Below are 26,985 nucleotides of genomic sequence, written 5' to 3'. Positions count from 1 at the left end.
AAATCGTCAGTCGCTAAGGATCCAATTTTTCGATAGGGAGATACTCTAATGCCGCTAAAACTTCTTCGGGAATTAGACGAAGCTGCGCCACCACCTTGGAAGATCCTGATCGTTGACGATGAACCCGATGTCCATCAAGTCACAGTACTCGTACTCAAGCGCTTCAAACTCGATGACCGTTCGCTAGAATTTATTCATGCCCATTCGGGTGCAGAAGCGAAAGAAAAACTCTCCACCATTCCAGATATCGCCCTGATTTTTCTTGATGTCGTAATGGAAACCGATGACGCAGGGTTAGAGGTCGCACGCTGGGTAAGGCAAGATCTGGGGAATCACTACTCGCGTATCGTCTTGAGAACTGGTCAGCCAGGGCAAGCCCCAGAACAAGATGTAATTACCCAATACGACATCAACGACTACAAAGAAAAAACCGAACTAAATAGCCAGAAATTGTTCACTACCGTTTATTCAGCAATCCGCTCTTATCGCGATATCATGAACATTGAAAGTAGCCGTGAAATCGAGAAAAACTACCGCCAAGGGTTAGAACGGGTTATTCAATCAACATCCATCATTTTCCAAAAACACACCTTGAATGCTTTTTCTGACGGTATTTTGCAGCAAGTGCTTTCTCTACTGCGTATGAATGATCAAAGCATGTTGGTCAGTGTACGTGGATTAACCACGCTTCAAGAGCCCCACAACGATTATCGCGTACTCGCCCAAATTGGCGATACTGGCGATAAAACTGAAGTCGATGAGAGCATAAAACGCTATTTACAAAAGGCCATTGATGCCAAGACCAGTATTATCGAAGACGATATCTTCGTTGGGTACTTTTCTACCAGTTCTGGGGCGGTTAGCCTTTTGTATTTAAAAGGTGTAAGAAAGATCACCGAACTGGAAAGCCAACTCCTAACCATATTTTCTTACAGTGTCAGCTTAGCTTTCGAGAATCTATTTCTCAGCCAAGAGATCATTGATACGCAAGGCGAACTCATTTATCGCTTGGGCGACGTGGTAGAGTCACGTTCGCATGAAGCTGGTAACCACGTTCGTCGAATCTCTGAACTGAGCTATCAACTTTGTATTCTAATGGGGCACTCAGAAGAGCAAGCAGAGTTGATCCGACAAGCAGCACCTATGCATGACATTGGTAAAATCGCTACCCCCGACTCCGTATTATTGAAGCCCGGAAAGCTCGACGCCGAAGAATGGGAAGTAATGAAGCAGCACTCCGAAATCGGTCACAATATTTTGGCCGGTTCCAAGCGCCAAATTTTGCAAACCGCAGCCACCATTGCGCATGAGCATCATGAAAAAGTCGACGGTTCCGGATACCCGCAAGGGCTTAAAGGGGACGAAATTAGCTTAGAAGCTCGGATTATCGCAGTGGCTGATGTGTTCGATGCGCTCACTCATGAACGTTGCTACAAACCAGCTTGGCCTTTAGAAGATGTGATTAAATTGATGAAAGAATCGAGTGGTACTCATCTCGATGCGCACATTGTTGATACTTTATTAGATAACATTGACGTTGCTTTGCAGATCAATCAAACCTACAGCCAAGAAAGTTGAGCGAAATAAAAAAGCCGTTAGCAATTTCATTACTAACGGCTTTAGCATGTCTACACTCGTTGTCCTCAATTACTCAGGTAAATTTGAGTACTCGCAACGTCTTAAGCAGCGCTTGTCGGTGGTTCTTCCAGTAACAACTTAATACCAAGTGAAATCAGTACCGCACCGGTAACCCCTTCCATCCAGCTTACCACTGAAGAATTCTTAAATAGCTGTTTAGCCGAGTTAATCGCCCCAGCAATACCACACTGCCATACCATCGCAATAATAAAATGAACGCTCGCCATAAACATCGATTGCCAAAACGGCGAACCGTTCGGATCAATAAATTGAGGAAGAAAAGCCAAATAGAAAACAGCGGTTTTAGGGTTCAATACATTCGATAAAAAGCCTTCTCTCAACGAACGCTTAGAATCAAACTGGGCAGTTACCGTTCCTTCTAACTGAATTCCTTGCTGGCCTTTCAGCAATCCATACAAGCTCGAAGCGCCAAGCCAAATTAGATAAGCTGCACCGATCATTTTGACGAATTGAAATAGCTCTGCAGATTGAAGTAACAACGCAGAAATACCAATCGCCGAGAAAGTCGCATGGACGAACAGCCCTAAACACACTCCGATACTTGTAACGTAACCATCCTTAACGCCAGCTCTGGTGGTGTTACGAATAACCAAGGCAGTATCGAGCCCAGGTGTCAGGGTGAGGATCACAATCGCCACCAGAAACGCTTCAAAATTTAGGATGTCCATATTTTCCTAACTCCATTTTTATAATTAACGTCGAAAACTCGTAAAAATTGCGAGCCACCGCACTCTAGCTACTTTCTCATAAAATGAGAAAGGATTTGAGCCTCAAACTAAATTATTTACATAGTAAAAAATATAAATTCTGCATCTCTTATAACACCTGAGTATTTAAAGCATGAAATTTATAACTATCGAATACAAGATTATGGGCATTGGTAATTGGATTTCAGCTCAAGTTAGCCCTGAAGTGGCTAAACAACTCGCCACTGAGTACCAAGGCTACGGGTGGCCAGTAAAAGTCTCTTAGCTCAGTAATGAGTGGTTACTTTAAATATTAGAATTAGCAATATTATGCGACTAAAACTCCATATCTGATAACACTTTCAGATATTTGCCCTATGCAACAACATTAGACGTTTGTTGAATCATTAATCGGTTGTTAGACTTAACCTTTTACGATCAGGGAAGTCGCATGAGCGCATTCAAAAAACTAGTCGAACATTCTCAAAAGTGTTCCCACTTTAAACACTTAGGCTCCATTTGTGGTTGGGACCAAGCTTCAATGATGCCAGCGGGCGGTAACCAAGCTCGAAGCGAAGCAATGGCAGAATTATCTGTTCATATCCATAATTTGATGACTCAGCCACAGTTAGCCGAATGGTTCGATAGCGCAGAAAACGAATCGTTAACCGTTGACGAACAATCTAGCCTACGTGAGTTAAAACGTCAGTGGCAGCAATCTAACCTACTACCTGAAAAGCTTGTTCAAGCAAAATCTTTGGCAGGATCTAAGTGTGAGCATGCTTGGCGTACTCAACGCGGAAACGACGATTGGCAAGGCTTCGAAAAAAACTGGCGTGAGGTAGTAGAGCTATCTAAAGAAGAAGCGCAGATTCGTGCCGAGGCCGCTAATTTAACACCCTACGATGCCATGCTGGATATCTATGAACCAGGTACCAGTTCAGCTTCACTAGATACTCTATTTTCTGATGTAAAAACTTGGCTACCAGATCTCATCAATAGCGCGATTGAAAAACAATCAAGCGAAAGCTTTACGGCACCATCAGGCACCTACTCTACCGACAAGCAAAAAGCGCTTGGCCTTGAAGTCATGAAGTTACTTCAGTTTGATTTTGAGCATGGTCGCCTAGATGAAAGTGTTCACCCATTCTGTGGGGGTGTGCCTTCTGACGTTCGTATTACCACTCGCTACGATGAAAATGAGTTCGTTCAATCCTTAATGGGGATCGTTCATGAAACAGGCCATGCCCGTTACGAACAAGGTTTGCCTAAGTCATTAGCTGGCTTACCAGCTGGCGAAGCCCGCTCAATGGGTATTCATGAGTCTCAATCTCTTTTCTTTGAAATGCAGGTTGGCCGCAGCGACCCATTTATTGGCCACCTTGCTCGTCTCGCTGGACAGCAATTTACTGGCCCAGAGTTCGAGAAAGACAATTTCCAGAAGATCTATACTCGCGTTGAAAAAGGGTTCATTCGCGTAGATGCCGATGAGTTAACCTACCCTGCTCACGTTATCTTACGTTACGAAATTGAACGTGATTTGATCAATGGAAAAATCAAACATACTGACGTTCCAGAGCTTTGGAATCAAAAAATGCAGCAGTATCTTGGCCTACGGACTGAAGGTAATTTCAAGAATGGTTGTATGCAAGACATCCACTGGACGGACGGCGCATTTGGCTACTTCCCTAGCTATACACTCGGCGCGATGTACGCCGCGCAATTCATGGCTGCAATGAAGCAAACAGTAGATGTGGATAGCGCGATCGAATCTGGTGATCTAACGCCAATCTTTAACTGGCTTGGTGATAAAATTTGGAGCAAAGGTAGCTTATTGACCACTGATGAATTAGTGAAACAAGCAACCGGTGACATCTTAAACCCAGAGCACTTCAAAAAGCACCTAATCGAACGTTATCTTTAATTAGCTAGCGGCCTCACTTCTAATCTCGATTAGGAGTGAGGTAATTCTTACCCATCACAACACAAACGTTTCACACCAGCACCTAACCTCTAGCACAACTCTCGCTCGACAAACAATATCAACCAAGTACCACTTTTCGCCAACGAGCAAAAGCACCCATTGATGCTAAATAGTCTATTATGTTTTGAAATTATACGTGATGACGGTCACATTTATTTTGTTGATAATCTCTTCGTCGAATGATGAGGGAGTGTTGATTCCTCTGACTACATTCATTTTTAAACGTATTTTGAGAGAATTATTATGAAAAAATTAACTATCCTTGCCGCTACTTTACTAATCAGTTCAACAGCATTCGCTGGTAACCAAACTAGCTATAACAGCACAAGCCAAACAACAGGCACATTTGCTACTAAAGCAGAAGCTTATGATGCGGGCTTTAACTACGTAGACTCACTCGCTAACGCGACAAATGCACAGCTTAATTTTCAACTGCTGCCAGTATCTGCGAATCCAATTTCAAAAATCACTGTAGACAACACTCAGGTGACTATCGAAGAGTTTGCAAAAACACGTGGCGAGATCGCTTATCGCGCAGTCGTTAATGTTGATTACCACTTCGTTGAACGTACTAAGCGTAACGACTAATTTGAATATTTGAATCTAAGCCAACAATAGTTTGTTGGCTTTTTAGTATGGTTTCTTCACCTCGATTTCGCCCGACACCGCCAAAAGAACGCAATCCAATCTCATTGTTGTCTAAATCGCAATAATGAAATGACATATCGTATGTTTTTTCTATTTCTGCGATGACCTACAATCCTTGCTAATTTTCCTTTGCTAACGTTCTCCCGCCTGCTTCGTTATCCCATTATTAACGGGAGCTGGTAACTGACGACTTTCTTTGTGATACCTATGATAAATTTTTTAAAACAATACACCTCTTGCCTGATCACTAAAGAACTCGCCAGAAAAACTGTTCCTATGATTGGCGGCATGATAGCAATCATGAGTTTTCAGCTTATCGACAGCGCCTTCATCAGCCAGCTTGGCGTCGTGCCACTTGCCGCACAAGCAGTCACCATCCCTTTTACTATGGTGACAATTGGCATCCAAGTTGGGCTTGGTATCGCTTGCACGGCTTTGATTTCCCGTAACTTGGGTGCGAAGCAACACCGTCACGCCAAACAAACGGCCACTATTACCCTGTTGTTAGGTATGGTGAGCATGGCGTTGATAAGCGTATTGCTGTGGATTTTTCGGTTCCCGCTTCTCGGACTTTTCGATATTTCAGAGCCTGTCGCAGAAATGGCAAACAGTTATTGGCCAATGTGGCTAGTAAGCAACTGGTTTGGGGCTACTCTGTATTTTCTTTCAAGCGTATTCAGAGCAAATGGCAACACCAAACACCCTGGTTTGGCATTAATTTTTTCCAGTTTGATTAACATCGTGCTCGATCCTATTTTCATCTTCACGTTTGATTTAGGTTTGGTTGGTGCCGCCCTAGCAACATTAATCTCTTTCGCTATTTGCTTATTTTGGTTGGGTTACTGTACCAACAATGAAAATTGGTTTGAGATACCTAAAGCATGGGCGCAATGGCGCAACAGTTTTCAATCACTCATGAAAATTATGCTTCCAGCGACACTCAACCAACTGTTACCACCTGTCGTTGCTGTACTTACAACCATGCTGATGGCGAAGTTTGGTACCGAAGCGGTTGCATCATGGGCACTAATCTCTAGATTTGAGATGTTTAGCTTGCTGGTCATTTTATCTTTAACCATGTCCATGCCTCCTATGATTGGTCATTTCCTCGGCGCTAAAGAACTGGAGAAAGTTGATCGCTTAGTTAAAAGTGCAATAGTCTTTGTTCTAGGGTTCCAAATGCTTATCGCACTCGCATCACTGATGTTAGCCACCCCTTTAAGCACTCTGATGTCTAACGATGTTCAAGTACAATTCACCCTTCTAACCTTCTTGCAGTTCGTGCCCTTTTGCTATGGTGCATTAGGCGTGTGCATGATCATTGTCTCAGTGTCCAACGCTTTAGGTCAGCCCAAGATCGCATTATTGCTATCAATCTGTCGGTTGTTCGTGCTGTATTTACCAGCAGTATGGATTGGAGCTCAAGTGGGCAATATTGAAGCCGTATTCGCGGCTATCTTTATCGCTAATACACTTACAGGAGTAGTTGCATGGCAGATGTATCTTAAGTGCATGCGCGCTACTAAGGGGGCTTTAGTCCTACAGCTGTCAAATTAGAAGCTCTATATATGACTTCGAGCATTACATTTAAAGCGTGATTTACATCAATTCATTAATGCCAAAAATGCACGATTCAAAACCATGACATTCGTTATACTGCGCTATATTCAAGAAAAGATACACCAAGTGTATATATGATTAGCAAAGGAAAATGAGATGGATATCGCGACAAGACTTGAGCTTCTATTAGAGGTATCTGAGCACGGATCTTTTGCGAAAGCCGCAGATGCGAGAAATATCGATCGCTCAGTGTTGTCGAAGCAAATAAAGAACCTCGAAGACACATTAGGGCTTAGACTCCTGAATCGATCCACTCGTTCTTTATCTCTAACGACCGCAGGCTATGAAATCGTAAAGCAAGCTGAAAAAGTACGTGACGTATTGGATCAAACTCGCCGTTTGGCCGATACGTTTCACCATGAGCCTAAAGGTCACCTAAGAATATCTAGCTCTACCATGTTTGGTCGCTACTACATTCAAAAAGCGATTAATGTTTTCATGCAAAAGTATCCACAAGTAAGCGTCGAGCTAGTGCTTGATGATCGCAAAGTGGACATTATTGGCGAGCGTTTCGATGTCGTGTTTCGTATCGGCCCGCCAAAGGACTCAAATCTGATTGCACGAAAACTAGCAGACAATCACTTTGCACTTTTAGCGTCTGAAGACTTTATCAGTCAGCATGGGTACCCGGAAACACCAGAGCAACTTGCGGCGCTACCTTCGGTGATCTACTCAAATGGCGCGTTTACTACCAACAAACTAAACATAGCCACCTCACCTGCAGATAATGAGATTAAAACGCTGTCCACTTCGGGGCGCTATAAAGTCAATGAAGCAGAACTAATTTTAGATGGCGTTCAACAGGGCTTGGGCTGGGCTCAAGTTGCCATGTTCATGTTGACAAAAAACATCAAAGAAATGGGACTAGTACCGCTGCTAACCGATCATATGCTTCCACTGAGCCATGGCGGTGTATATGCAGTTTACTCTCATCGTAACCAACCACCGTTAACTAAATTCTTTATTGATACCGTTCAACAAGTCATAGGTACCCCACCAGTATGGGAAAGCTATATTGATGATTTCTTTTCTTTGTATCAGTAACTTGGGGAAAACTACCCGCTAAATAGCCTAACCATAAAAATTGAATTTCCCCTACAATTTGTCCTTGCCTTAATGATTCGTGAGCGATTCATTCAAGGCATTGGCTCTCTTCTACAAAGACTTTCTGATTGTAAACTTCCCCATACAATTAATTTCTATTTTTAAATCTTATAGGGAACGGTGAGTCACCTCTGCATACCTTTGCTATATTTCATTGTCTAAAAAACAATCTGACCAATACAGAGTAAATAACGAAATGTAAACCTAACGTAGTTTGACCAACTATTTTTTTAAGAAAAGCAAGTCAGAAAATTATTACAACAACTACCCTAGTATAATTTTACACCACATAAAGTTATAAGTTAGAACAAATAACACTCGTGCAAAAACAACATTTATAAATGGGTAATTAGCAACTTTTTCAACACATTGTAAATTTGTATATTTACCACCTCAACAACACACAGTGGTAATAAAAATGAAAAAAAGCACAATTGCTCTATCTATATTCTCTGCACTTCTAGTCAATACAACTAACGCAGCGGAAGTCTTTAATGATGGTGAAAATACACTAAACGTTCACGGTCGAGTACAAGGTATGTACTACGTATCAGACGACAAAGAAATAGACGGCGATAACAGTTACCTTCGTGTTGGCCTGGATGGTGAGTCTAAAATCAATGACGATGTATACGCCTTCGGCCTCTACGAATTACAACTAAAATCAAACACACACCGCGATGAAGCAGGCCGTGAGGATGATGACCTAGACGTGCGTAAAGCCTATGTAGGGCTTGGTTCTGACATGGGCACAGTAAGTTACGGGCGTCAATTTGGCGCAGTTACCTTAGTGTCTGATTACACAGATATTTTTCCAGAATTCGGAAATGAAGCCGCAGGTGTAAGCGCAGATCTATTCGGAACAGGCCGTTCTGACAGCGTATTAAAAGTAACAAGTAAATTCAGTGAATTGAATGTACACGCGAACTATCAAGCCGAAAATGAAGAAGTCAGTACGGACGCTCGTTCTTACGGTATCGCGGCGGATTACGCATTCCCTATGGGATTCAAACTTGCTGCTGGCTATAACGAAGGTGAAGGCGCGACTGGTGGTGACGACGCTAAGTTACTGACAACTGCATTGTCTTACCAATTTGAAAAGTTCTACGCTGCAGCTCTTTACAGTACAGGTGAGAACTTTGTTAAAGCAGATGGTACTGAAAGTGGTACGGATTACGTAGGTATCGAAGCCGTTGCAACTTACAAATTTACTGACAACCTACTCGTACTCGCAGGTTACAACAATCTTGAGCAGGACAAACAGTCTGAGGTAGATGTTGTCGATTCTTACTCTTTAGGTGTTGAATATAATCTAAACGATAATTTCAAAACACTGGCGGAATATAAATTCACTGATATCGATTCAGAAGAAGATATTCTAGCTCTAGCGATACGATACGCGTTCTAAACGTTATCACCCACTCTACTGCCTTTTGAATCGATTTTTTCGTGCCTGTAGCAAGAGTACTACAGGCCTTTTTTTCATTTGAATTTTTGGTTATAAAAGCAATGGAGATACAAGGTTTATCGGGCACCTCATAAATACACTAAACATACAAAGATTCATTAATTAAAATTAGGTTAACATTAAAGGTTTATATATAAACCGCACATATAACCCCGTTATTTGTGGATATAGCCCTTGCGTGGTCAACTCGATATTCGTCTAATAGAACGAAGCATTTATTTTTTAATAACAAATTTGTATCGGGCAACTGCTCTACACATTTGTCTGCCCCGAAATCATGCTATCAAACTCAATAATCCGAGTAAGAAACGACGCTTTATCCTCTTCCGGAATCGATGTGGCTAAGGGTAGGTCTGCTTTCATCGCATCCACCGCTCTGTTTCTAACTAGCACCTCAAAGTGCAAGTGCGGCCCTGTTAACCTACCCGTTGCACCAGAAATCGCAATTTTCTGACCACGTTTAACGTAATCCCCTTTCTTAACTAAGAACCGATCTAAGTGCAAATAGCGTGTTTTATAAACGCTGTTATGCTCTATGACTAAGTATTTCCCCGCATAAGGGTGGTTTCTTACCCCGATAACCTTGCCATCTCCAGTCGAATAGACGGCTGCTCCAACAGGGGTAGCGAAGTCCGTACCGTTATGTGGTGTCACTCTCCCTGTAACTGGATGTTTTCGCTTTGGATTAAACGGAGAAGTAATGCGGCGATATTTCTCGTCGACTGGATACCGATTAAATGCTCGCTCTAGGCTATTGCCATCTCGATCATAAAACCGACCATCACTAGCCAAGAAAGCCGCAACTTCTCCTGTCACTAATTTAAACGAAATCCCTTGAATTTCACTGTTCCCTGTCGCGTGTTCACCGAGAAATTGGTGATTAACCAATACATCAAAACGGTCACCAGCCCTAAGTGAACGCGAGAAGTCGAGTTTGTCTCGTAAGATTCGAGTGATTTGAGCGATCTGTTTCGAAGATAAGCCCAACTGATGTGCCGACATCGAAAAACTGCCATTGATAGTGCCGGAGTACAATTCTTCTCGCCACTCCCCTTGCTCTTCTTTGAATTCATAGTGAAACTTCTCATCGCTTTCTTTCGTATAAATCGCTTTCTCGACCAAGCTGATATGGAAAGTCAGGCTCAACAGTTCTCTATCACGATCTACCATCAGTTCAAGATGGTCGCCAGGCTTAAGTGTATCTAACTGCAGTGGTATCTGGTCTGCACCCAGGATTTCATTCAAGGCTTTATATGAGAGCCCCAAAGATGAAAAAATCCCGCTTAGCGTGTCACCAACTTTAACGATGTAGTCAACTCGGGTAACTAATGGTTCCGGTTGCGGTAAAGGCTCAGATGGAAGTGGTTTTAAAACAATGTGACTTTTTGGCGGATGCTCTAACTCAATTTTGTTGGCCGACAAATCAGAGGCTTGTTCAGTTGGAATTAGGATAGCTAACGTAAAAGCGAGGACTGCAATTACAAATACGATAGGTCTAAAAGATTTCATGTTCACATATGTAGACTAAAGAGTAATGTTATAACATAACAATTTAAGAGCGAAATCTCTAGTGAATACTAATATGCGGTGTTACATAACGCGTGTAGCTAGGGTTTCTCAGGAGGTTATGTCAGGTATTAATCGATAAAATCAGTATGTCTCTTTGCCAACTGTGCCGCGCGTCTATAAGAGGTTTGTATACGATAGCTGGTCTAGGAGCATCACCATAAAGATTCAACCATAGTGATGTCAGCACCCACAAACGGTGTGATTTTTCAGCCGCACTGCAACGTTTAAAGCCAATGTCTATGCAATACATTGATACACTGTACAGACTCTTCCAGCGAGTAAACAGCCTAAGCCCCCTTCCTGTACTGAACTTCTACATGACCTTTAGAACATGTCGTAAAAGCAATGAACCTTATTTCTTTTCGATGTAGAGGATTATCTCACCAACTTTAAAGCCAAACTTCGACATCTCGGTTTTATTGAATAAGCGTTTCTCGTCCAGCAAATACATCCAGTCATCCAATGTAACGTTATAGAGGGTTCCATCAACGTCGATTTCCAGCTCATACTGCCAATAAAGCGCTGAGCCTTCAGTACGCCCTTTAGCAACCCCGATGACATCAGCCGCTTGACCTTGGTATTGGTTATCTCCGGTCTTTTCTAGCGCCCAGATTCGAGTCGATTTCTCCCCATCATTAAACCGAAACCATTCTGAGATCTCTCCACGATCTCCTTGCCAAGAAGCAACAAGGTCGACTTCAAAACGACGAAGTAGATTTCCAGAACGATCTAAAACCATTCCATAAGCAACCAATTCGCCGTTGAAAAATGTTTCCAGTTTTAACTCAGGCAAAGTTCCTTTATGTTGTTCAAGGCTTGCTGAACCACATGCCGTTAGCAATACCAATATTAAAGCCGCGAAAATTTTCATTGTTTTAGCCCTAGAAGTTGGTTGCGAAGCGCTGGTTCTGACGTCTGTTCAGACAACCAAATAGACAAAAACGCCGGCCCAAACGTCGGGTCTTTGATTTTCCCTATAAGTGCATCACCATAGTAGAACTCGCTATTCGCTTCTGATGTCACCAAAAGTGTTAACTGATCGCCTGATTCCACATCGGGCCATATTTTTTGCAATGGCTGTAGCCAGCGCTGAATGTTTTCTGGGTTATACCCTAACTGTTGCCATTGCTCAGAAGTCGCTTCAATTAAAGCTTGGCTGGAGATCGATTTATAATAAGTTATCTTGAGTGCCGTATTCCGTTGAAAATCACCCACGTTGCCCTGTGGTAGCTGATAGAGCTCAGCTAAATACAGATTCCAAAATAGGTAATTCATCTCCCCTTCCCCAGTTTTGGTTAGGTGAGCAATAGGGGCAGCATTAACAGAAAACCCGAGGAAAACTAGTAATAGATATTTAGACATCTTCTAACTCGATAAACTCATGTTAAAAGTTCTCTTTATATAACGGCAACAGAACATCAATACAGGGAAAAGAATGGCCCAAGATAACGCTAGGCTAATTACAAGCTGACTTGTTGGTAACGCAGAGCCTAACGCCCCAGCTTTTATTCCCCCCAAATAACTTAACGTGCCACCCACACCACCAAAGCCAATTAATACGATTAAGTGCTTCTCATAGAACCAGCTTAAGCTATGGTTGAAGCTCACAACGAACATCAACCACAATAGAACTAACCACAATGGGAAAGCGCCTGAATCCGCCGAAAAAGTTCCGAACAACAGGTGTGTTTGGTCGACAACAATTCCAATAAGCGCCAACGGCATAATTTTTAAGTCTTCACTTCGGCTTGGCGAAAGGTAAAAGTGCAAAACCAGTAAACATGCAATCACAAGGCTGGCGTATTCAGTAGCAAAAGCTGCACAAAACCAGCTAGCCTGAAACAGCACTAGGTTAATAAGCCAAAACGCTTTCATCTTCTGGCCCTCTATAACGAGGTTTTCTTGCAACAATATGATGAGTGCTAATCACTCGCTCTAGGAACGCCCCTTCGCAGTAGCAAAAGTAAAACAGCCATAGTCGTTTAAACTCATCGTTGTAACCGAGCGCTTTCAAACTGTTCCAATTGTTTTCAAAACCATCTCGCCAATCTTTCAGTGTTCGCGCGTAATGAAGACCAATATCATGAACTTGATGAACAACCATGTCTGTACTTGCCGAAAAATGTTTAGACATTTCAGCAATAGAAGGTAGGCAGCCGCCTGGGAAAATATGCTTTTGGATAAAGTCCGTCCCTTTTCGGTACTGCTCATAGCGCTGGTCAGCAATCGTGATGGACTGTATCAACATCTTGCCATCTTCCTTCAACAAGCCTGAACAAACCGTAAAGAAGGTAGACAAATATTCATGCCCGACAGCCTCTATCATCTCGATTGAAACGAGCTTGTCATATTCTCCAGTGAGCGTTCGGTAATCCTTTTTGAGCAACGTAATTTGATCTTGTAATCCAAGTTCAGACACTCGGTTATGGGCAAATTCGTACTGAGCATCTGAAATGGTTGTGGTGGTCACTTTACAGCCATAATTCTGCGCCATAAAAATCGCTAACCCACCCCAACCGGTTCCGATTTCAACAACATGATCATCTTCAGACAAACTAAGTCGTTCACAAATTGTGCGCATTTTGTTTTGCTGAGCTTGCGCAAGACTTTGGGAATCTGAGCCATAAATCGCAGATGAATACTGCATTGAATCGTCAAGGAACCTTTGATACAACTCGTTGCCGATATCGTAATGAGCCAGAATGTTTTTCTTTGCCCCTTTGGCGGTGTTCAAGTTTGATCTACGTATAAAGGCATTTTTTAACTTGGATAACCACTGCGTTTTACGTTCAATTTTATCCAGCTGAGACTGATTTCTGGCCATAATTTGAATAACACAAGTAAGATTAGGGCTTCCCCACTTGCCCGCAATAAATGCCTCGGATGCTCCAATGCTGCCTTCTAAAACGATGTCCTTATAAAAACTCTGATCGTGAACGACAATCTGCCCCGTGAGGTCCGCTTCTTTGTCACCAAACCACGTAGACTGATTTCCTTCTTTTATCTCTAGAGCGCCTCCTTCAATTTGTGAAAGGATATTGAAGGTAAGATGACGATATTGACTGAAGCTCTTAGTGACTGAAGTAATGGCATCATAGCTTTCGGTATTGGTCAGAATGTCCTTGGCGATATGTCCCATGTAAACCTCTCTGTATTACGTCCTATAAGTTTTTAGAATTGGATCCCGGATGAGCAACAAACGGTACTCGTTTAAGAAATAGTTTTAATGCCTCCCAATAAATCCCTAGGACAATTTTAACTGTCATCATGGGAATAGAAGTCAACGTTCTAGCGAGTTGACGAGTCCCGATAACGTGTTTTTTTAGCGCTAATGTCGCGTCAAAAACTTTGCTCGTATTGTGGTTTTCTATATGAACCATTAATGAGGTATCAGGTGGCGAAATTTTCCAGTTATACATCATGTCCATGTTCATAAAAGGCGACACATGGAACTCCTTTTTCACTTCCATTTTGTCGCCGATAGTGATCAGGTAATAATGCTTTTCTTGCCAAGGGGTATTGCTCACTTCCGCCAACATGTATTGGCACTCTTGCGCTTGGTCGTAGCAAAAATAGAAATTAACCGGACTAAAATAAACCCCTAAACAACGGCACTGAGCAACTAACATGACTTTACCTGTCTCATCCCAACTACCGCCCAACGTCTTTACTTTCTTACTTATACGTTCGCGCAGCGTTCCTGGTTCACTTTTAATGTAATCTTTTTCGTAAAAGCGAATTGGGTTAAACCATTTCTGACCAAATAGCAGGCTACGGGCGGTCACATCGTTAACTTCATCGATGTCTATCCCCATCATAAATAAGGCATAGCTAAAATGATGCGGTACGTCACCGTATCTTCGGTGCCGGACTACGCCTCGATATATTCCGCTGTTGGTCGTCATAAATCTTCACCAAATCGACGAGTGACATCCAAGGCACTTCTGACTCCATCTTCATGAAAACCGTTGTACCAATATGCCCCTGCAAAATGAGTATGATTCTTGCCGCAGATAAGTGTTCTACAATTTTGTGCCGCTACGCTGTCTGAATTTAAGACAGGATGATGATAAACGAAGGATCTTAGAATCTTGCTTGGATCGATTTCTCCGCTTTGATTCAGCGTCACGCAGAAAGTTGTCGGGCTGTTTAGCCCTTGTAGAATATTCATGTTGTACGTAACGCAAGCTGGACGTGAGTTATTTCCATCCAACCTGTAATTCCAACTCGCCCATGCTAGCTTTCGGTCTGGCAAAAGGCTGATATCGGTATGTAACACCACTTCGTTTCTACTGTATGGTATTTTCCCAAGTACATCGGATTCAGCCTGTGTAGCATCACCAAGGAGCTTAAGCGCCTGATCTGAATGGCAAGCAAATATAACTTCATCAAAACAATGCGACTCTCCATTGGCTAGTTCTATCGTCGCGCCTTCACTATTCCTCGTCACTTGTTCAATTGTGCAGTTGGTAACAACGGGCTTTTTCAGAGTGTCTGTAATTTTTCTCACGTAGCTGCGCGAGCCTTTTTCGACTACATACCATTGCGGCCTATCGACGATGTTCAAAAGTCCATGGTTGTAAAAGAACTGAATAAAAAACTTAAGTTCGAACTCTTGCATGTCTTCCAAACTGGTAGACCAAATAGCCGCCCCCATTGGGAGAATGTAGTGTTCACGGAAAAATGCTGAAAAGCGGTGAGTTTCTAAGAACTCGCCAAGCGTGTGGCGCTCTTCGAACCGTTCTTGGCGGTAAAGTGTTTTACACAAGCGATTGAATTTGACTATCTCGATGATGAGTCGCCAAAACCTTGCGCTTAATAGATTTCTTCTTTGGGCAAAGAGCGCATTGATGCCATGGCCGTTGTACTCAAACGCAGTAAGTCGGTTATGTACACTGAAACTCATTTCTGTTTTTTGACGTGCGATACCGAGCTTGGACAGTAGCTTAATAAAATTGGGATAAGTACGGTCGTTGAACACAATAAACCCCGTGTCTATGACCCACGACTGGTTATCATGTTCGACATCAACGGTTGCTGTGTGCCCGCCAACATAATCATTTTTCTCAAAGACCGTCACATCGTGCTTGGGATCTAAAAGGTGCGCACACGTTAGCCCCGAAATCCCCGAACCGATAATGGCTATTTTTTTCATTATGAGGTCATCCTTGTCGCGATTTTTAACCAGAGTGAATTTGGTAACCAGCTTAAACATTTCAACACAGCGACAAACGACATCGGAAAGCTTATCTCTGATTTACCTTTAGCAATTCCTCTCTGCATCTTTTCTGCAGCTTGCTTTGCGCTGATGAGCATAGGCATCGGAAAATTATTGCGCTGAGTTAAAGGCGTATCGACAAAGCCAGGGTGCACCACTGTCACGCCAATTCCGTATTGATGTAAAGTGACCGACAACGTTTTAGCTAGGTAAGTGACGGCCGATTTTGACGCGCCATAAGCTTCCGCTCTTGGGAGAGGTAATAAGCTCGCACTCGAACTTACAAACACCACTCTTCCACCTTTTCTTATGCTCTTAAGCCAACGCTCAAGGCCATGCCCTATAGAGATAAGGTTAATATTGATGATTTTTTCAAACAGAGAGCCATCGAATTCAACCGGGTTATCGATATATTGGCAATCGCCGGCGTTAAAAATCAGAAGGTCAATGTCATCGTCAACCTCGGGGTATTGAGAGAAGTCAGTCAGTTCGAAGCAGAGAGGAGAAATCTTGCTACTTTGGCTGGCCAATTGGGTCAATTTTTCCGTATTTCTGCCACAAGCAATAACTTCGGCTCCGCTGTCTGCATAGAGCAATGAAAGCTCCTTACCAATCCCTGAAGTTGCTCCAGTAATCATCACTTTCATACTTGGCTCGCTCTTCGTTTAATTGTCTTAACAACGGAGCCAATAAGCGGTATGTGTTCATATAACATAGCGCCCACATCAAGATAATCGCGATGAAACACTACTCTGTCATCTTTCATTCTGATGTGAGAATGCCCCTGAACCTCAATGGGTTGCTTGCCATTTAATCGCTCATGTTCATAGGTCATTGTCCAGTAAACAGCGGCTTGATCGCCATCATGAAAGACACGCTCAATATCAAAATCACAACGTGTAACGTGGCTATACATATGGTCGAAATAATCAAGAAGCGCCCAAATACCCTCTACTCGATGCATTGGATCGCAAAATACGACGTTTGCGTGATAGACATCTTTTAGTAAGTGCAGATTATCTGTTCCTAGCTGGCTGTAGGCTTGAACAAATCTCTCTACCCAAAATGCATCTTTCATATTTTCCTCTCTATTTATAGAAATCTAGAGCCCTCAAACGCGCGAACTTGTGCTCAACTATCGGAGGCCAGTAACTCGCAGTACTGGGGTGCTGAACCAGATAGTCATGAGGGAAGTGAATATCTTTGTCGGGCACATTCTTAAGCTCTGGTATATATCTACGTATGAAGTCGCCATTTGGATCAAACTTTTTACTCTGAGTGATGGGATTAAATATTCGAAAGTAAGGTTGAGCGTCACAACCAGTGCCAGATGCCCACTGCCACCCGCCGTTATTGGCACTCAAATCTCCATCGATCAGGTGCGACATAAAAAACTGTTCTCCCCATCTCCAGTCAATCAATAAATGCTTGGTTAAGAAACTGGCTACAATCATCCGTAATCGATTGTGCATCCAGCCTGTTGTTTTCAGCTGTCTCATTGCAGCATCGACAATTGGGTAACCTGTTGTTCCATTGCACCAAGCTTGAAAGCTGTCTTTATCATTGAACCACTGTAAACGCTGGTATTTTTTATGATAATCAACACCTTTTGAAAGCTCAGGAAAATGATGCAATTGGTGCTTATAGAAATCTCGCCATATCAATTCATTGAGCCAGCTAAAAGCCGGATGAGTCATATCAAAAATCACATTAGGGTATTGCTGAATAAGCTGAGTGGCCAACCACCGCGAACTGATGGCACCAATAGCCAAATAAGGTGAGAGCCCCGACGTTCCTTTTACTGAAGGTATATCCCTGCAATCACTGTAATCGTTGATTTTTTCATTCAAAAAATGAGGAATAACGTTAGTCATTACCTCATCGCTCAAAGGCCATTTGGACGAGTCAGATTTGGGGTAGTGAAAGTTAAACGCTTGCCGTGACTGTGCTTCGCTCTTTTCATCGTTCTGGTGATTTGCATGGCTTTCAACACTAGGTTTGGGGGTGGCGTAGCACTCGACCCCAAACTGTCTTACATAATCTAGCCACTTAGCCTTAAATGGCGTGAAGACTTGGAACATCGACCCCTGCTTATTGAGCAGCGCGCCTTTAGGCACTACCGTATCAGCGTGGAACAGATGCAAATTGATCCCAGACTCTATCAAAGCTTTGTCGCGACGTATTTCATTCAGCTCGGGCTCGCTGTTAGCAAATATATGCTTGCAGTCATATCGCTTTAAGATTTCGATTTGATCAGAAAACCGCTCTGAACGCACATGCTCTAAGTGGATTCCTAACTCTGCAAGCCATTGTTTCATTGCAAATAAATGTCTTTCTAACAGATCCACTTGCCAAGGCGAAACATGATGTTCACTCCACTGATGTGGAGTGGAAATATATACGGCGTCTTTAACGCCAACTTTCATTGCCTCTGCCAAGGCTGGATTATCATGAATTCTAAGATCGCGCCTTAGCCATAATAATGTTTTCAATATCCGTACCTTAATCGAAGTGATTTTGGATGAGGGTTTAAATACACCTGAGTATTTAAGTATTCATTCGGAAACTCTCTCAAATGATGGTTAATAAGGGTCAGTGGTACGAGCAATGGTGTTAACCCCGAACGATAAGCGGATATCTCACTGGTTAGCTCCTCTCGCATACTCTTAGTCAGGTTGCGCTTAAAATAGCCCTGGATATGTTGCAGAGTATTTGTGTGAGAACGGCGCGTCGCCAAGTGCTGCAAAGCCTGCATTAAGCCGTTAATGTACTGCTCACCAAGCTCATCAATAGTAAGTTGGTTAGTTTCCCCTAATAATTTACCTAACGCTTTATAGCTTTCTACATGATGGCTCATTACGAGGTACTTATTGGCACTGTGAAACTGAATTAGCGCGTGTTTTGTTAATCCTTTTTCTTTTAACACCAGCCATTTATGGTACGTAAATACCCGCGTAATAAAGTTTTCCCTGAGAATGGGATCATTAAGCCGACCGCTCTCTTCGACGGGTAGGCACGGATTACCTTCCATGATCTGCTTAGCGAACAAACCGACACCGTTGGATATCGATCCTTTGCCATGCTCGTAATGCACTTTAACTCGCTCCATTCCACAACTTGGGCTCATGGCACAAAAGATAAAGCCACTTAAGTCAGTTTCAGTTTGGGATATCTTTTTGCCGAAATCCGTTAATGCTTGGGTTACATCACCTGTTCCGTCGGGTCTTGATACGGTAATAACATCGCCTGTTTTTATTTGGCGTATCGTTGGTCTTGGTACCGGCAACCCAACACCAACTTCAGGGCAAATTGGTTTAAAATCAGCAAACTCTTGAAGTTCTTCAGTACAAAACCCTGACCTTTTGTGTCCCCCGTCAAATCGAACCTTTTGTCCGAGTACACATGCGCTAATCCCTATTTTTAGTTTTTGTTCCATGAGGACTCCTCATCATCTTTCTAATCGAATCTCATCCATTAGTAGATAAACTTCCCCAACGGGTTAAGTATTTGCGTAAGGCCTTGTGTAAATTGCATCGCATCACTAGAAACCGTAAGGCAAACACAACCTTCATGGCTGACAGGTTGATGGGTATGCTCGTTATCCAGCCACAAGAAGTCGCCCGCTGAATAATGGCCTAACTCGTCTTCAAAGCTTCCTTGAAGCAACAAGGTAATTTCAAAGCCTTTATGGGTATGAGTAGGAACACTTCCCCCTTCAGCAATATGCAGTAAACTCATTTTTCGCTGTTCATCTTGGAAATCGAGACGCGATCGCGAGATTTTCCCCATGCGCTGCCACTCTTTCAACGATATAGATTTCATCGCCCTTGGTAGTGAGATCCTCTCTCCCCCCAAGTCAATTTCAGTAATCGTTTGTGGGGACACAAATTCTGGCTCGCTTGGCTGTGAGGTAATGGCATCAATCATGGCTAAATCCGAGTCTTGGCTAGAATAGTCATATGTGTTTTCAAACCAATCTGGATCATCAATTTGATTACCCTCACTAAAGCAATGCGTAGAAGCAACCTCTGTGAGCTCTTCAACCCTTTTCTGACATTCGCTACACATTTCAATATGGCTAGACACCAGAATCGAAACGGATGGGCTTAATTCACCGTCTACAAAGTCTTTTAATACAGCCGGATCAGGATGGTATTTAATCATGACGTAGCCCTCCCATTTGTTGCTGTAAGTGTTTCAGGGCTAATCTAAGGCGAGACTTAACCGTTCCTATTGGAATATTAAGCTGCTTAGCAAGCTGTTCTTGAGATAGGTCTTGAAAGTAGATGCCTTTAACGATCGTTTGTTGAGCCCTAGATAACCTTTCAATATGCTGTAAAACAGCCTTATTCATCAGGTGATCTTTAAAATCTTCATCTTGAATTGCTGCCTCTGTACAACTGCCTTCCACTGGCCAAATGTCATCCGCTAGTAGCGTAGGGTTTGAGCTACTTTTTCTCAGCATGTCAAAACAAGTATTTCTCATTACGGTATAAACCCAAGTCGTGGCAGCTCCCTTGCTCGGGTTATAAAGGTGCGCCTTTTTCCAAACGCTGGCCATGGTTTCTTGAACCAACTCGTTGGCCATCGCTTCATCATTCAGTTTTTTCACACCAAAACGTCTGATTTTGGGAGCAAAAAACTTAAACAGCTGAGTAAAAGCGTGTTTGTCTCGATCACTGGCAACTAAGAAAAGCCAGTCAGATAGTTCTAAGGGTACTTGTGGGTCAACTCGAATTGGGCCGCACTTGCCATCCCCAAAATTATTCATGCTTACCTGCATATCAAACCAACCATATTTATTACTTATAGCCCAATACGCCTACAGATAAAAAATGGATCACTCTTTCTGATAAATAGTTTATGGTTCAAATAACAAAGTACTTTGGTGAACCACTTAGTAAGAAAGGAAAAGCCTAACAAAACGAACCATTCCAGCGTCTGCTCTATGCTAGAGCACGATAAATCATGACAAAGCTAAATTGGAAAACGTAATTACGCTAGTTGATAGGAAGACGGAGAACCAGGCCCCACCAATAAGCTAGAATGATACTTTACAGATATTTATTGACGCATTAGATTTGGCATTTGGCTCAATCGATATGATTGCCATTTTTAGAAAGGAATGATTTTGAAGTCGATACTTATTCGCATATTTTACACCGCTGTCATTTTGGCACTCTTCGCCCTACTACTTTTCCTCATAATTACAAATATCCATGAGACTATATCTGGTGAAGCATGGCACGAAACCGGTATTCGTTTATTGCTGATAGTGACAGTTGTTGTGACGACCCTAATTTATGCAAAATGTCTATTCACAATTCCGACCAAGCATTTCAATTCTGCCATCGGAGCAGGCGTAGTGATCATTAGCGCGTCAGCCATACTGGTTGTGGCAAGTCACTGGCATGCGCTTGGAGAAGGAAATCGTAGTCAACTTGCAAGCACAACTGGTAGCACACTTACCTTTGACAATGGCTATGTGACGCTTACCACTGTGGTATCCATGGAATATCAACTCGCGACACAAACAATTGACGAAGTACGGGTAACAGGCCCAGGAGGAAACACGACTTCGGCCGCTTACATAAAGTGGCGACTTCAAGATAAAGGCTTAACGACTACCGCTTATGGGCAATATTGCTACTCCGCTTGTACCATTATTTGGACGGCTGGAGAAAATAAAGTGGTAGAACCTAAAACCCTTTTAGGTTTTCATCGTTCTTGTCTAACGGAAAACCTGTGTGAGGTTAATGCTTACCTTTATGACGGTTTTCTAACACCCTCGTTAATCAAGACAATCGCCAACCCAGGAAATGACGCGGCATGCCCTCTATTCGATAGAGATGTCGAAATACTAAGTCGCCCAACTCACACTGCGTATTCAGCGTTGGTTAAAGAAGTTCAAACGGTTTGTAAAGACGGGGTGAAGTGGAAAAGCGATTTTCTACAGTTTGGCGGTTATGAAGCGAGCAATTCAGTCAGGGAAAGTCAGGAGAAAACGATTCTTTCTAATGAGTTGAAGCAGGACACCACGGGCTAGCGATATAACGGCACCACGCATGGGCTGTCGCAGCACATAGATTTAAGGCTGACCACTTAGCGAATATTGTTTAGCTACTCGTTAAGTTATCAGCCTTAAATTTTATTAAGAATATTCTTACATGATGCGTTACGCGATCAGGTTAATTATAAGCCCTCGCGAGCATCCCCTTCCCTTGATATTTGTACATACCAGCATCGTTGCTAATAAATACCGACTCCCCAGAACGAAGTACTAACTCACGCTCATTGGTAGAGATCGTTACCTCACCATCGACACAGAACAAGATCTCTGCACTGCGCAAATATTGCTGGTTGCTGAACTCATCAACTGACAAGATATCAAATCCGAAATCGTCCACCGGGATCGGGAAACTCAGTTTATCTTCTTTCACGATGGGCTTGAGCTTAATGCCTTCTATATCCGTGGTTTCAAAACGAGTATTATCAATTAACTCAGGGACATCGATAAATTTTGGAGTCAGGCCAGCGCGTAATACGTTGTCCGAATTCGCCATAATTTCCAGTCCAGTTCCCTCAATATAAGCATGTGGCGTTTCAGCGTGTAAAAACATCGCTTCTCCCGGAGCAAGCTCGACCGTATTTAGCATCAGTGGCGAAAACAAACCGATGTCATCCGCGTAGTGCTGTTTAAAACCTTTGCTGTACTGCAACGCTTCTCGCCCCATCGCGGTTTTTGGCCTACGTTCATGAGCAGAATACAACTGCTCAAGGGCCAACTGCTTACGTTCACCTTCAAGAGTCATTACTGCGGTAAAAAACGTTTTCAAGCCTTTGCGGTTTGGGTTGCTTTCCAAAGCTGAAATTTCTGTATCTATAACCGTAATTTCGGCTTCTTTAAACAGCTCAACAATTTGAGATACCGGACGAAAGCCATTCATCGCTTTGTAAAAAGTAAGCGCGTAAACAAGCTCAGGCTTATGGTTTGGATCTTTATAGTTACGATTAGACGCATCAAGACTAATGCCTAATTGGTTTTCTCGTTCAAAGCCAAGTTGAGCTTTCTTCTTACTAGGGTGCACTTGTATCGATAGCGGAGTTTCTGCAGCCAACACTTTAAACAAGTATGGCAATTCTCCAAACCTTGCTTGTGTGTACTCCCCAAACATTCCTTTGCTGTTCTGACTTAATACGTCAGAAAGCAACTGCCCGGTTTCCGCCACTCTTGAGCAGCCTCTCGGGTGTGCGCCCATCCAAATTTCTGCTTGAGGTTGAGCATCAGGGTTTTGAATACCAAACAGTTCAGAAATAGACTGCTTGCTGCCCCATGGGTAATGTTGAATCACATTATCTAATTTAAATAACGACATAATATTTCTTTGCATTACTGACAAGTAACTAAACGCTGTAATCACCAGACACGGCAACCACCAGATGCGGTCAGCTACTTGGTATTAATGGTGGCACCCAACTTAAGGGTCGCGGCGATGTTTCTAGCGGTTCGAGTCACGTTGCTATTGGCTTCGCTCAGCACCTGTTCAAGGCTTTGTGGGGAGCGAACAGTGGCAAAAGTGCTATCAATTGTGTTGTACAAGTCTTCAACTTCCGTCCCTAACGAGCCTGCTATACCAATGACTGGAATCGACTTCGCCTTGGCACGTTTTGCAATGCCAAATGGGGTTTTGCCTTGCAAGGTTTGATTGTCCATTTGACCTTCACCTGTGATCACCAAATCCGCTTGTTCAATGACTTTGTCGGCATCTAACGCATCTAAAATCATCTCAATGCCCGGCTTAATTTGAACATCAAATAACAGCGATAGTCCCAGCGGAGTTCCGCCAGCCGCGCCAAAGCCAATGCTCTCGCTGCGGTCGAAACCTGTGGTTAAGCAAGCCACCTTGGCAAAGTGAGCTAAACAGCGATCCAGCTCTGTAACTAAGCTTGGGGACGCGCCTTTCTGAGGTCCAAAAATCGCGCTTGCTCCGTTTTCACCAATCAAAGGATTCGCAACATCGCACGCTACTATGAACTCCACTTGCATGCAACGCGGGTGAATTTGTGACAAGTCGATACGATCTAGGCAGGAAAGTGCAGCTCCACCTTTCGGCAGCTCATTACCCTCTCGGTCCAGCAACCGTCCTCCCAAAGCTTGGACAATACCTGCCCCGCCATCGTTGGTTGCACTGCCACCTAAACCCAGAAGAATCTTACTTACGCCCAGATCTAACGCTTCTCGGATCAACTCGCCAGTTCCATAGGTGGTCGTCACCGCAGGATCGCGCTCACCAGAATCAAGCAAATCTAGGCCCGATGCTGCCGCCACTTCAATCAGAGCGGTATTCCCGTTATCGAGCAGCGCCCACTGTGCACTAGCCCTAGAATCGACATCGATTCGCTCTAATGGGCCAGTGACAGGCGAGATTCGCATCTCACCATCTAACCCTTGCATCAGCACCTCAACGGTTCCCTCGCCACCATCGGCGAGAGGAAGATGCACATATTCTGCGTTGGGGAAAACTTGAGAGAAGCCTTGCTCAATGCACTCGCAAACCTGTTTGGCTGTCAGCGACTCTTTAAATGAATCAGGAGCAATCACTATTTTCATCGACGATATTCACTCTAAAGCAGTAAGAACAAAAACGCTGAAATAAGTAAGCCGACTCCAAGTACCACTGGATAAGCTATTTGACTGATGTCTTTAGCCATTTCTGGTTCTTCTTGCTGTGGTTTCGCATCTGAAGCCGTGTCGCTTTCCGTATTGTTACCTTCATTGGTCTCTGCTTGCTGGGCATTCGCACTTTGAGCACTGTCGTCGTCCGCACCAAACAATGTCATGATTTGTTGAGTCGAATTCGCGGCTAATAGTTCATCACGGAAATCATCGTCAACAAGTGATGACGTGAGCGTCGTCAATACTTCCATATGCGTTGAACCGGCTTCTGCTGGCGGGATCGCTATCAAGAAGATCATATTGACGGGCTCATCTCCGTCGATGCCTTGCCACATCAGTTCGTCTTTTACAAAAGCGCAAGCAAACACAGGCTCAATGACCGCTGGAGATTTACCATGAGGTACCGCTAAATATTCACCTAAAGCCGTCGGGCCCTCTTCTTCGCGCAGTAATACAGCATCTAAGAACTGCTGTTTATTGGTCAATTTTCCTGCTTGGTCGATCTTGTCTGTCAGTGCATTAATTGCTGCAAATCGGTCGTCGAACACTGCATCTAACAGGATTAAGTTTTCAGACGTTAAGTTAGATAATTTCATGTGTGATTCCTTATTGCGCTTTAGCGATCTGACTTTGCTCTTGAGAAGAACAAGCTTGCTGCTTCAGCCAAACAAATTGATACGGTTTTAATGTAAATACGTTCTCTAGTGGCTCATTACTGATCAGGTCATGTCCGCTCTCTTCTAGACGCACGGTTTGCGAAGATTCACTTAAGTTCACTGCAAATCGAATCGACTCCGCGCCTTCGCCGCGCTGGAGTGCAAATACCTTATCGCCAAGATCTAAGATCGCTTGGCTAGAAAGCGGTGAAAACGCGGATTGAGTCTTACGCAGCTTCACCAATTCATTCATCTGGCTATACACTTGTTGACGTAACGAACCTGCCTCAGCCAGCTCAGCTTCCAACTCATCTAGGTCGAACTTCTCGCGGTTTATTCTGCGGTTAATGCCCGACTCCAGCATGCCCTGAATGTAGTTTTCACTCCCCAATAGGCTGTGATAATAAATCGCTGGTACGCCAATAAACGACAGCAAAATAGATTGCGCTGCTAAGAACTTCTTCGCTTTAAAATCATCGCTGTCTTCTGCATCAGTTAGAGCACTTAAGTAATTGATGTTCAATTCATAAGGCGATTGCGTACCGTCACCATTATTCTTGTAATTTACACGTCCGCCTTTTCGCTCAACTTGCTCACACATCAATAGGCGATCTTCGTTGCTAAGAATGCCTTCTGTTGGGCGAACCCCCACGCCATCGTGGCTGGCAAGGAAGTTAAAGTAGGTCGTCTTGCTTCCTTGATTTAACGACGTCATAGCTTCTTCAGTTAAACCTTTCGCCCATTTGGTTAGTACAGAGCTGTTCTGGCTCATGAAAGCGTGCAGAGTTAAAGGCGGTAGCGGGAACTGATACACCATGTGCGCTTCATTTCCCTGACCAAAGTACGAAATATTTTCTTTGTGTGGCACGTTCGTTTCAGTGATCAGCAGCGCCCCTGGGATCGTTTCATCAAAGATGATTCTCCACAGTTGAATAATTTGGTGCGCTTCAGGAAGGTGGATACAAGTGCTATTAAGCACTTTCCAAATAAAGCCAATCGCATCCAAACGAATTGAACGACCACCGTTTGCGGCGTACATCAGCAAGATATCAATACTTTCCAACAGCACTTTAGGGCTACGGAAATTGATATCAATTTGATCATCCGAGAACGTCGTCCATACATGTGTGGTCTCACCCGAAGCCTTACTAAACGGTGTCAGGAGCGGTAATGCGCGGGGGCGCGTAACACTCGAGTAGTCTAGGCTTGGGTCAGACTCAACAAAGTAATCTTGGTATTGCTCATCCCCAGCTAAATACGCTTGAAACCAATCACTGCTTTTAGAGATATGATTGATAACGCAGTCGTACATCAAATCGAAGTTTTCAGACAAGGCGTTGAGATGCTCCCAATCACCGAGTTTTTCGTCGACTTTACGGTAATCCACCACGCTGAACCCATCATCAGAGGTATAGGGAAACATTGGCAGAATATGAATATTGCTGATTGAGTCTTTCAGGTATTTATCCGCGAACGACTTCATGCTACTCAAGGTTTTTTCGCCACTACGAGAAAAGCTGTCACCGTAAGTGATCAAGTATGACGTCGTCTCATCGACCCACTGCGAATACTGCGGTGCACTTGGCTTCCATTTCTCAATCAAGACTAAGATTTCTTGAGTAATCGAATGCGCATCCTCTTCGCCATAAATATCGGCAACTTTATTGAAGATTGTTTTTTCAATCATGTCTCTGTC

At 43.4% G+C, this 26,985-nt stretch carries 26 protein-coding genes; 8 read left to right on the top strand and 18 right to left on the bottom strand.

Annotated elements, in window-relative coordinates:
• The first annotated feature begins 48 nt into the window (after window positions 1-48).
• Entirely contained in the window at window positions 49-1,578 is a 1,530-nt protein-coding gene (locus tag ELZ11_RS14520; protein WP_137358141.1) for a DUF3369 domain-containing protein, read from the top strand.
• A 101-nt stretch (window positions 1,579-1,679) separates the two neighbouring features.
• On the opposite strand, the gene ELZ11_RS14515 is transcribed toward ELZ11_RS14520, so the two are convergent.
• A complete protein-coding gene (locus ELZ11_RS14515; RefSeq protein WP_137358140.1) occupies window positions 1,680-2,327 on the bottom strand; it encodes a LysE family translocator in 648 nt (215 codons plus the stop codon).
• Between the two features lie 172 nt (window positions 2,328-2,499).
• Between ELZ11_RS14515 and ELZ11_RS24020 the strand changes: the two genes are divergently transcribed.
• The 6 genes from ELZ11_RS24020 (at window position 2,500) to ELZ11_RS14490 (ending at window position 9,109) form a co-directional block, all read left to right on the top strand.
• Complete coding sequence (locus ELZ11_RS24020) at window positions 2,500-2,631, top strand: hypothetical protein (protein WP_257619089.1); 132 nt, start codon at window positions 2,500-2,502, stop codon at window positions 2,629-2,631.
• 165 nt (window positions 2,632-2,796) lie between these two features.
• The gene (locus tag ELZ11_RS14510) at window positions 2,797-4,269 is read left to right on the top strand and encodes a carboxypeptidase M32 (RefSeq protein ID WP_137358139.1); all 1,473 of its coding nucleotides are present in this window, start codon (window positions 2,797-2,799) and stop codon (window positions 4,267-4,269) included.
• Window positions 4,270-4,572: 303 nt separating this feature from the next.
• Window positions 4,573-4,917 carry a DUF3316 domain-containing protein gene (locus ELZ11_RS14505; protein ID WP_137358138.1) on the top strand — a complete coding sequence of 115 codons (345 nt, stop codon included), beginning with the start codon at window positions 4,573-4,575 and terminating at the stop codon, window positions 4,915-4,917.
• A 267-nt stretch (window positions 4,918-5,184) separates the two neighbouring features.
• On the top strand, window positions 5,185-6,534 hold the full coding sequence (locus tag ELZ11_RS14500) for an MATE family efflux transporter (RefSeq protein WP_137358137.1): 1,350 nt from the start codon (window positions 5,185-5,187) through the stop codon (window positions 6,532-6,534).
• A 159-nt stretch (window positions 6,535-6,693) separates the two neighbouring features.
• Window positions 6,694-7,641: a LysR family transcriptional regulator gene (locus ELZ11_RS14495; protein WP_137358136.1), complete on the top strand. Its 948-nt coding sequence runs from the start codon at window positions 6,694-6,696 to the stop codon at window positions 7,639-7,641.
• Between the two features lie 478 nt (window positions 7,642-8,119).
• On the top strand, window positions 8,120-9,109 hold the full coding sequence (locus tag ELZ11_RS14490; protein WP_137358135.1) for a porin: 990 nt from the start codon (window positions 8,120-8,122) through the stop codon (window positions 9,107-9,109).
• A gap of 312 nt (window positions 9,110-9,421) precedes the next feature.
• Here the strand turns inward: ELZ11_RS14490 and ELZ11_RS14485 are convergent, their stop codons facing one another.
• The 13 genes from ELZ11_RS14485 to ELZ11_RS14425 form a co-directional block, all read right to left on the bottom strand.
• Window positions 9,422-10,678 carry a peptidoglycan DD-metalloendopeptidase family protein gene (locus ELZ11_RS14485; protein WP_137358134.1) on the bottom strand — a complete coding sequence of 419 codons (1,257 nt, stop codon included), beginning with the start codon at window positions 10,676-10,678 and terminating at the stop codon, window positions 9,422-9,424.
• Window positions 10,679-11,090: 412 nt separating this feature from the next.
• Window positions 11,091-11,609 (bottom strand): DUF3833 domain-containing protein, encoded by a 519-nt coding sequence (locus tag ELZ11_RS14480; protein ID WP_137358133.1) that lies wholly within the window; start codon window positions 11,607-11,609, stop codon window positions 11,091-11,093.
• On the bottom strand, window positions 11,606-12,100 hold the full coding sequence (locus tag ELZ11_RS14475; protein WP_137358132.1) for a chalcone isomerase family protein: 495 nt from the start codon (window positions 12,098-12,100) through the stop codon (window positions 11,606-11,608). Before ELZ11_RS14475 ends, ELZ11_RS14480 begins: the two co-directional genes overlap by 4 nt.
• 3 nt (window positions 12,101-12,103) lie before the next feature.
• Window positions 12,104-12,613 carry a DUF2878 domain-containing protein gene (locus ELZ11_RS14470; protein ID WP_137358131.1) on the bottom strand — a complete coding sequence of 170 codons (510 nt, stop codon included), beginning with the start codon at window positions 12,611-12,613 and terminating at the stop codon, window positions 12,104-12,106.
• Window positions 12,591-13,877 (bottom strand): SAM-dependent methyltransferase, encoded by a 1,287-nt coding sequence (locus tag ELZ11_RS14465; RefSeq protein ID WP_137358130.1) that lies wholly within the window; start codon window positions 13,875-13,877, stop codon window positions 12,591-12,593. The genes ELZ11_RS14470 and ELZ11_RS14465 overlap by 23 nt, the downstream gene beginning before the upstream one ends.
• 22 nt (window positions 13,878-13,899) lie before the next feature.
• Entirely contained in the window at window positions 13,900-14,643 is a 744-nt protein-coding gene (locus ELZ11_RS14460; RefSeq protein ID WP_137358129.1) for a DUF1365 domain-containing protein, read from the bottom strand.
• Window positions 14,640-15,893 (bottom strand): NAD(P)/FAD-dependent oxidoreductase, encoded by a 1,254-nt coding sequence (locus ELZ11_RS14455; RefSeq protein WP_137358128.1) that lies wholly within the window; start codon window positions 15,891-15,893, stop codon window positions 14,640-14,642. The genes ELZ11_RS14460 and ELZ11_RS14455 overlap by 4 nt, the downstream gene beginning before the upstream one ends.
• A complete protein-coding gene (locus tag ELZ11_RS14450; RefSeq protein WP_137358127.1) occupies window positions 15,893-16,603 on the bottom strand; it encodes an SDR family NAD(P)-dependent oxidoreductase in 711 nt (236 codons plus the stop codon). Before ELZ11_RS14450 ends, ELZ11_RS14455 begins: the two co-directional genes overlap by 1 nt.
• Window positions 16,600-17,034, bottom strand: a complete 435-nt coding sequence (locus tag ELZ11_RS14445; protein ID WP_137358126.1) for a nuclear transport factor 2 family protein — start codon at window positions 17,032-17,034, stop codon at window positions 16,600-16,602. Before ELZ11_RS14445 ends, ELZ11_RS14450 begins: the two co-directional genes overlap by 4 nt.
• 10 nt (window positions 17,035-17,044) lie before the next feature.
• Entirely contained in the window at window positions 17,045-18,448 is a 1,404-nt protein-coding gene (locus ELZ11_RS14440) for a cryptochrome/photolyase family protein (RefSeq protein ID WP_137358125.1), read from the bottom strand.
• Window positions 18,445-19,392 (bottom strand): YbgA family protein, encoded by a 948-nt coding sequence (locus tag ELZ11_RS14435; RefSeq protein WP_137358124.1) that lies wholly within the window; start codon window positions 19,390-19,392, stop codon window positions 18,445-18,447. Before ELZ11_RS14435 ends, ELZ11_RS14440 begins: the two co-directional genes overlap by 4 nt.
• Before the next feature lie 38 nt (window positions 19,393-19,430).
• Window positions 19,431-20,120: a ChrR family anti-sigma-E factor gene (locus ELZ11_RS14430; protein WP_137358123.1), complete on the bottom strand. Its 690-nt coding sequence runs from the start codon at window positions 20,118-20,120 to the stop codon at window positions 19,431-19,433.
• Window positions 20,113-20,739, bottom strand: coding sequence for a sigma-70 family RNA polymerase sigma factor (locus ELZ11_RS14425; protein ID WP_137358122.1), 627 nt, complete (start codon window positions 20,737-20,739; stop codon window positions 20,113-20,115). The genes ELZ11_RS14430 and ELZ11_RS14425 overlap by 8 nt, the downstream gene beginning before the upstream one ends.
• Window positions 20,740-21,087: 348 nt before the next feature.
• Between ELZ11_RS14425 and ELZ11_RS14420 the strand changes: the two genes are divergently transcribed.
• On the top strand, window positions 21,088-22,002 hold the full coding sequence (locus ELZ11_RS14420) for a hypothetical protein (RefSeq protein WP_137358121.1): 915 nt from the start codon (window positions 21,088-21,090) through the stop codon (window positions 22,000-22,002).
• A 142-nt stretch (window positions 22,003-22,144) separates the two neighbouring features.
• On the opposite strand, the gene manA is transcribed toward ELZ11_RS14420, so the two are convergent.
• The 4 genes from manA to ELZ11_RS14400 form a co-directional block, all read right to left on the bottom strand.
• Complete coding sequence (gene manA, locus ELZ11_RS14415) at window positions 22,145-23,332, bottom strand: mannose-6-phosphate isomerase, class I (protein ID WP_137358120.1); 1,188 nt, start codon at window positions 23,330-23,332, stop codon at window positions 22,145-22,147.
• Between the two features lie 74 nt (window positions 23,333-23,406).
• A complete protein-coding gene (locus ELZ11_RS14410; RefSeq protein WP_137358119.1) occupies window positions 23,407-24,567 on the bottom strand; it encodes a glycerate kinase in 1,161 nt (386 codons plus the stop codon).
• Window positions 24,568-24,581: 14 nt separating this feature from the next.
• On the bottom strand, window positions 24,582-25,229 hold the full coding sequence (locus ELZ11_RS14405) for a fructose PTS transporter subunit IIA (protein WP_137358118.1): 648 nt from the start codon (window positions 25,227-25,229) through the stop codon (window positions 24,582-24,584).
• 10 nt (window positions 25,230-25,239) lie between these two features.
• Complete coding sequence (locus ELZ11_RS14400; RefSeq protein WP_137358117.1) at window positions 25,240-26,976, bottom strand: alpha-amylase family glycosyl hydrolase; 1,737 nt, start codon at window positions 26,974-26,976, stop codon at window positions 25,240-25,242.
• Window positions 26,977-26,985: the final 9 nt, after the last annotated feature.

Origin of the sequence: Vibrio profundi, assembly GCF_005281835.1 — a bacterium.
Classification (GTDB): domain Bacteria; phylum Pseudomonadota; class Gammaproteobacteria; order Enterobacterales; family Vibrionaceae; genus Vibrio; species Vibrio profundi.
Note: the sequence above shows the minus strand (reverse complement) of the source record. Positions and strands in the feature narration are given on the sequence as shown.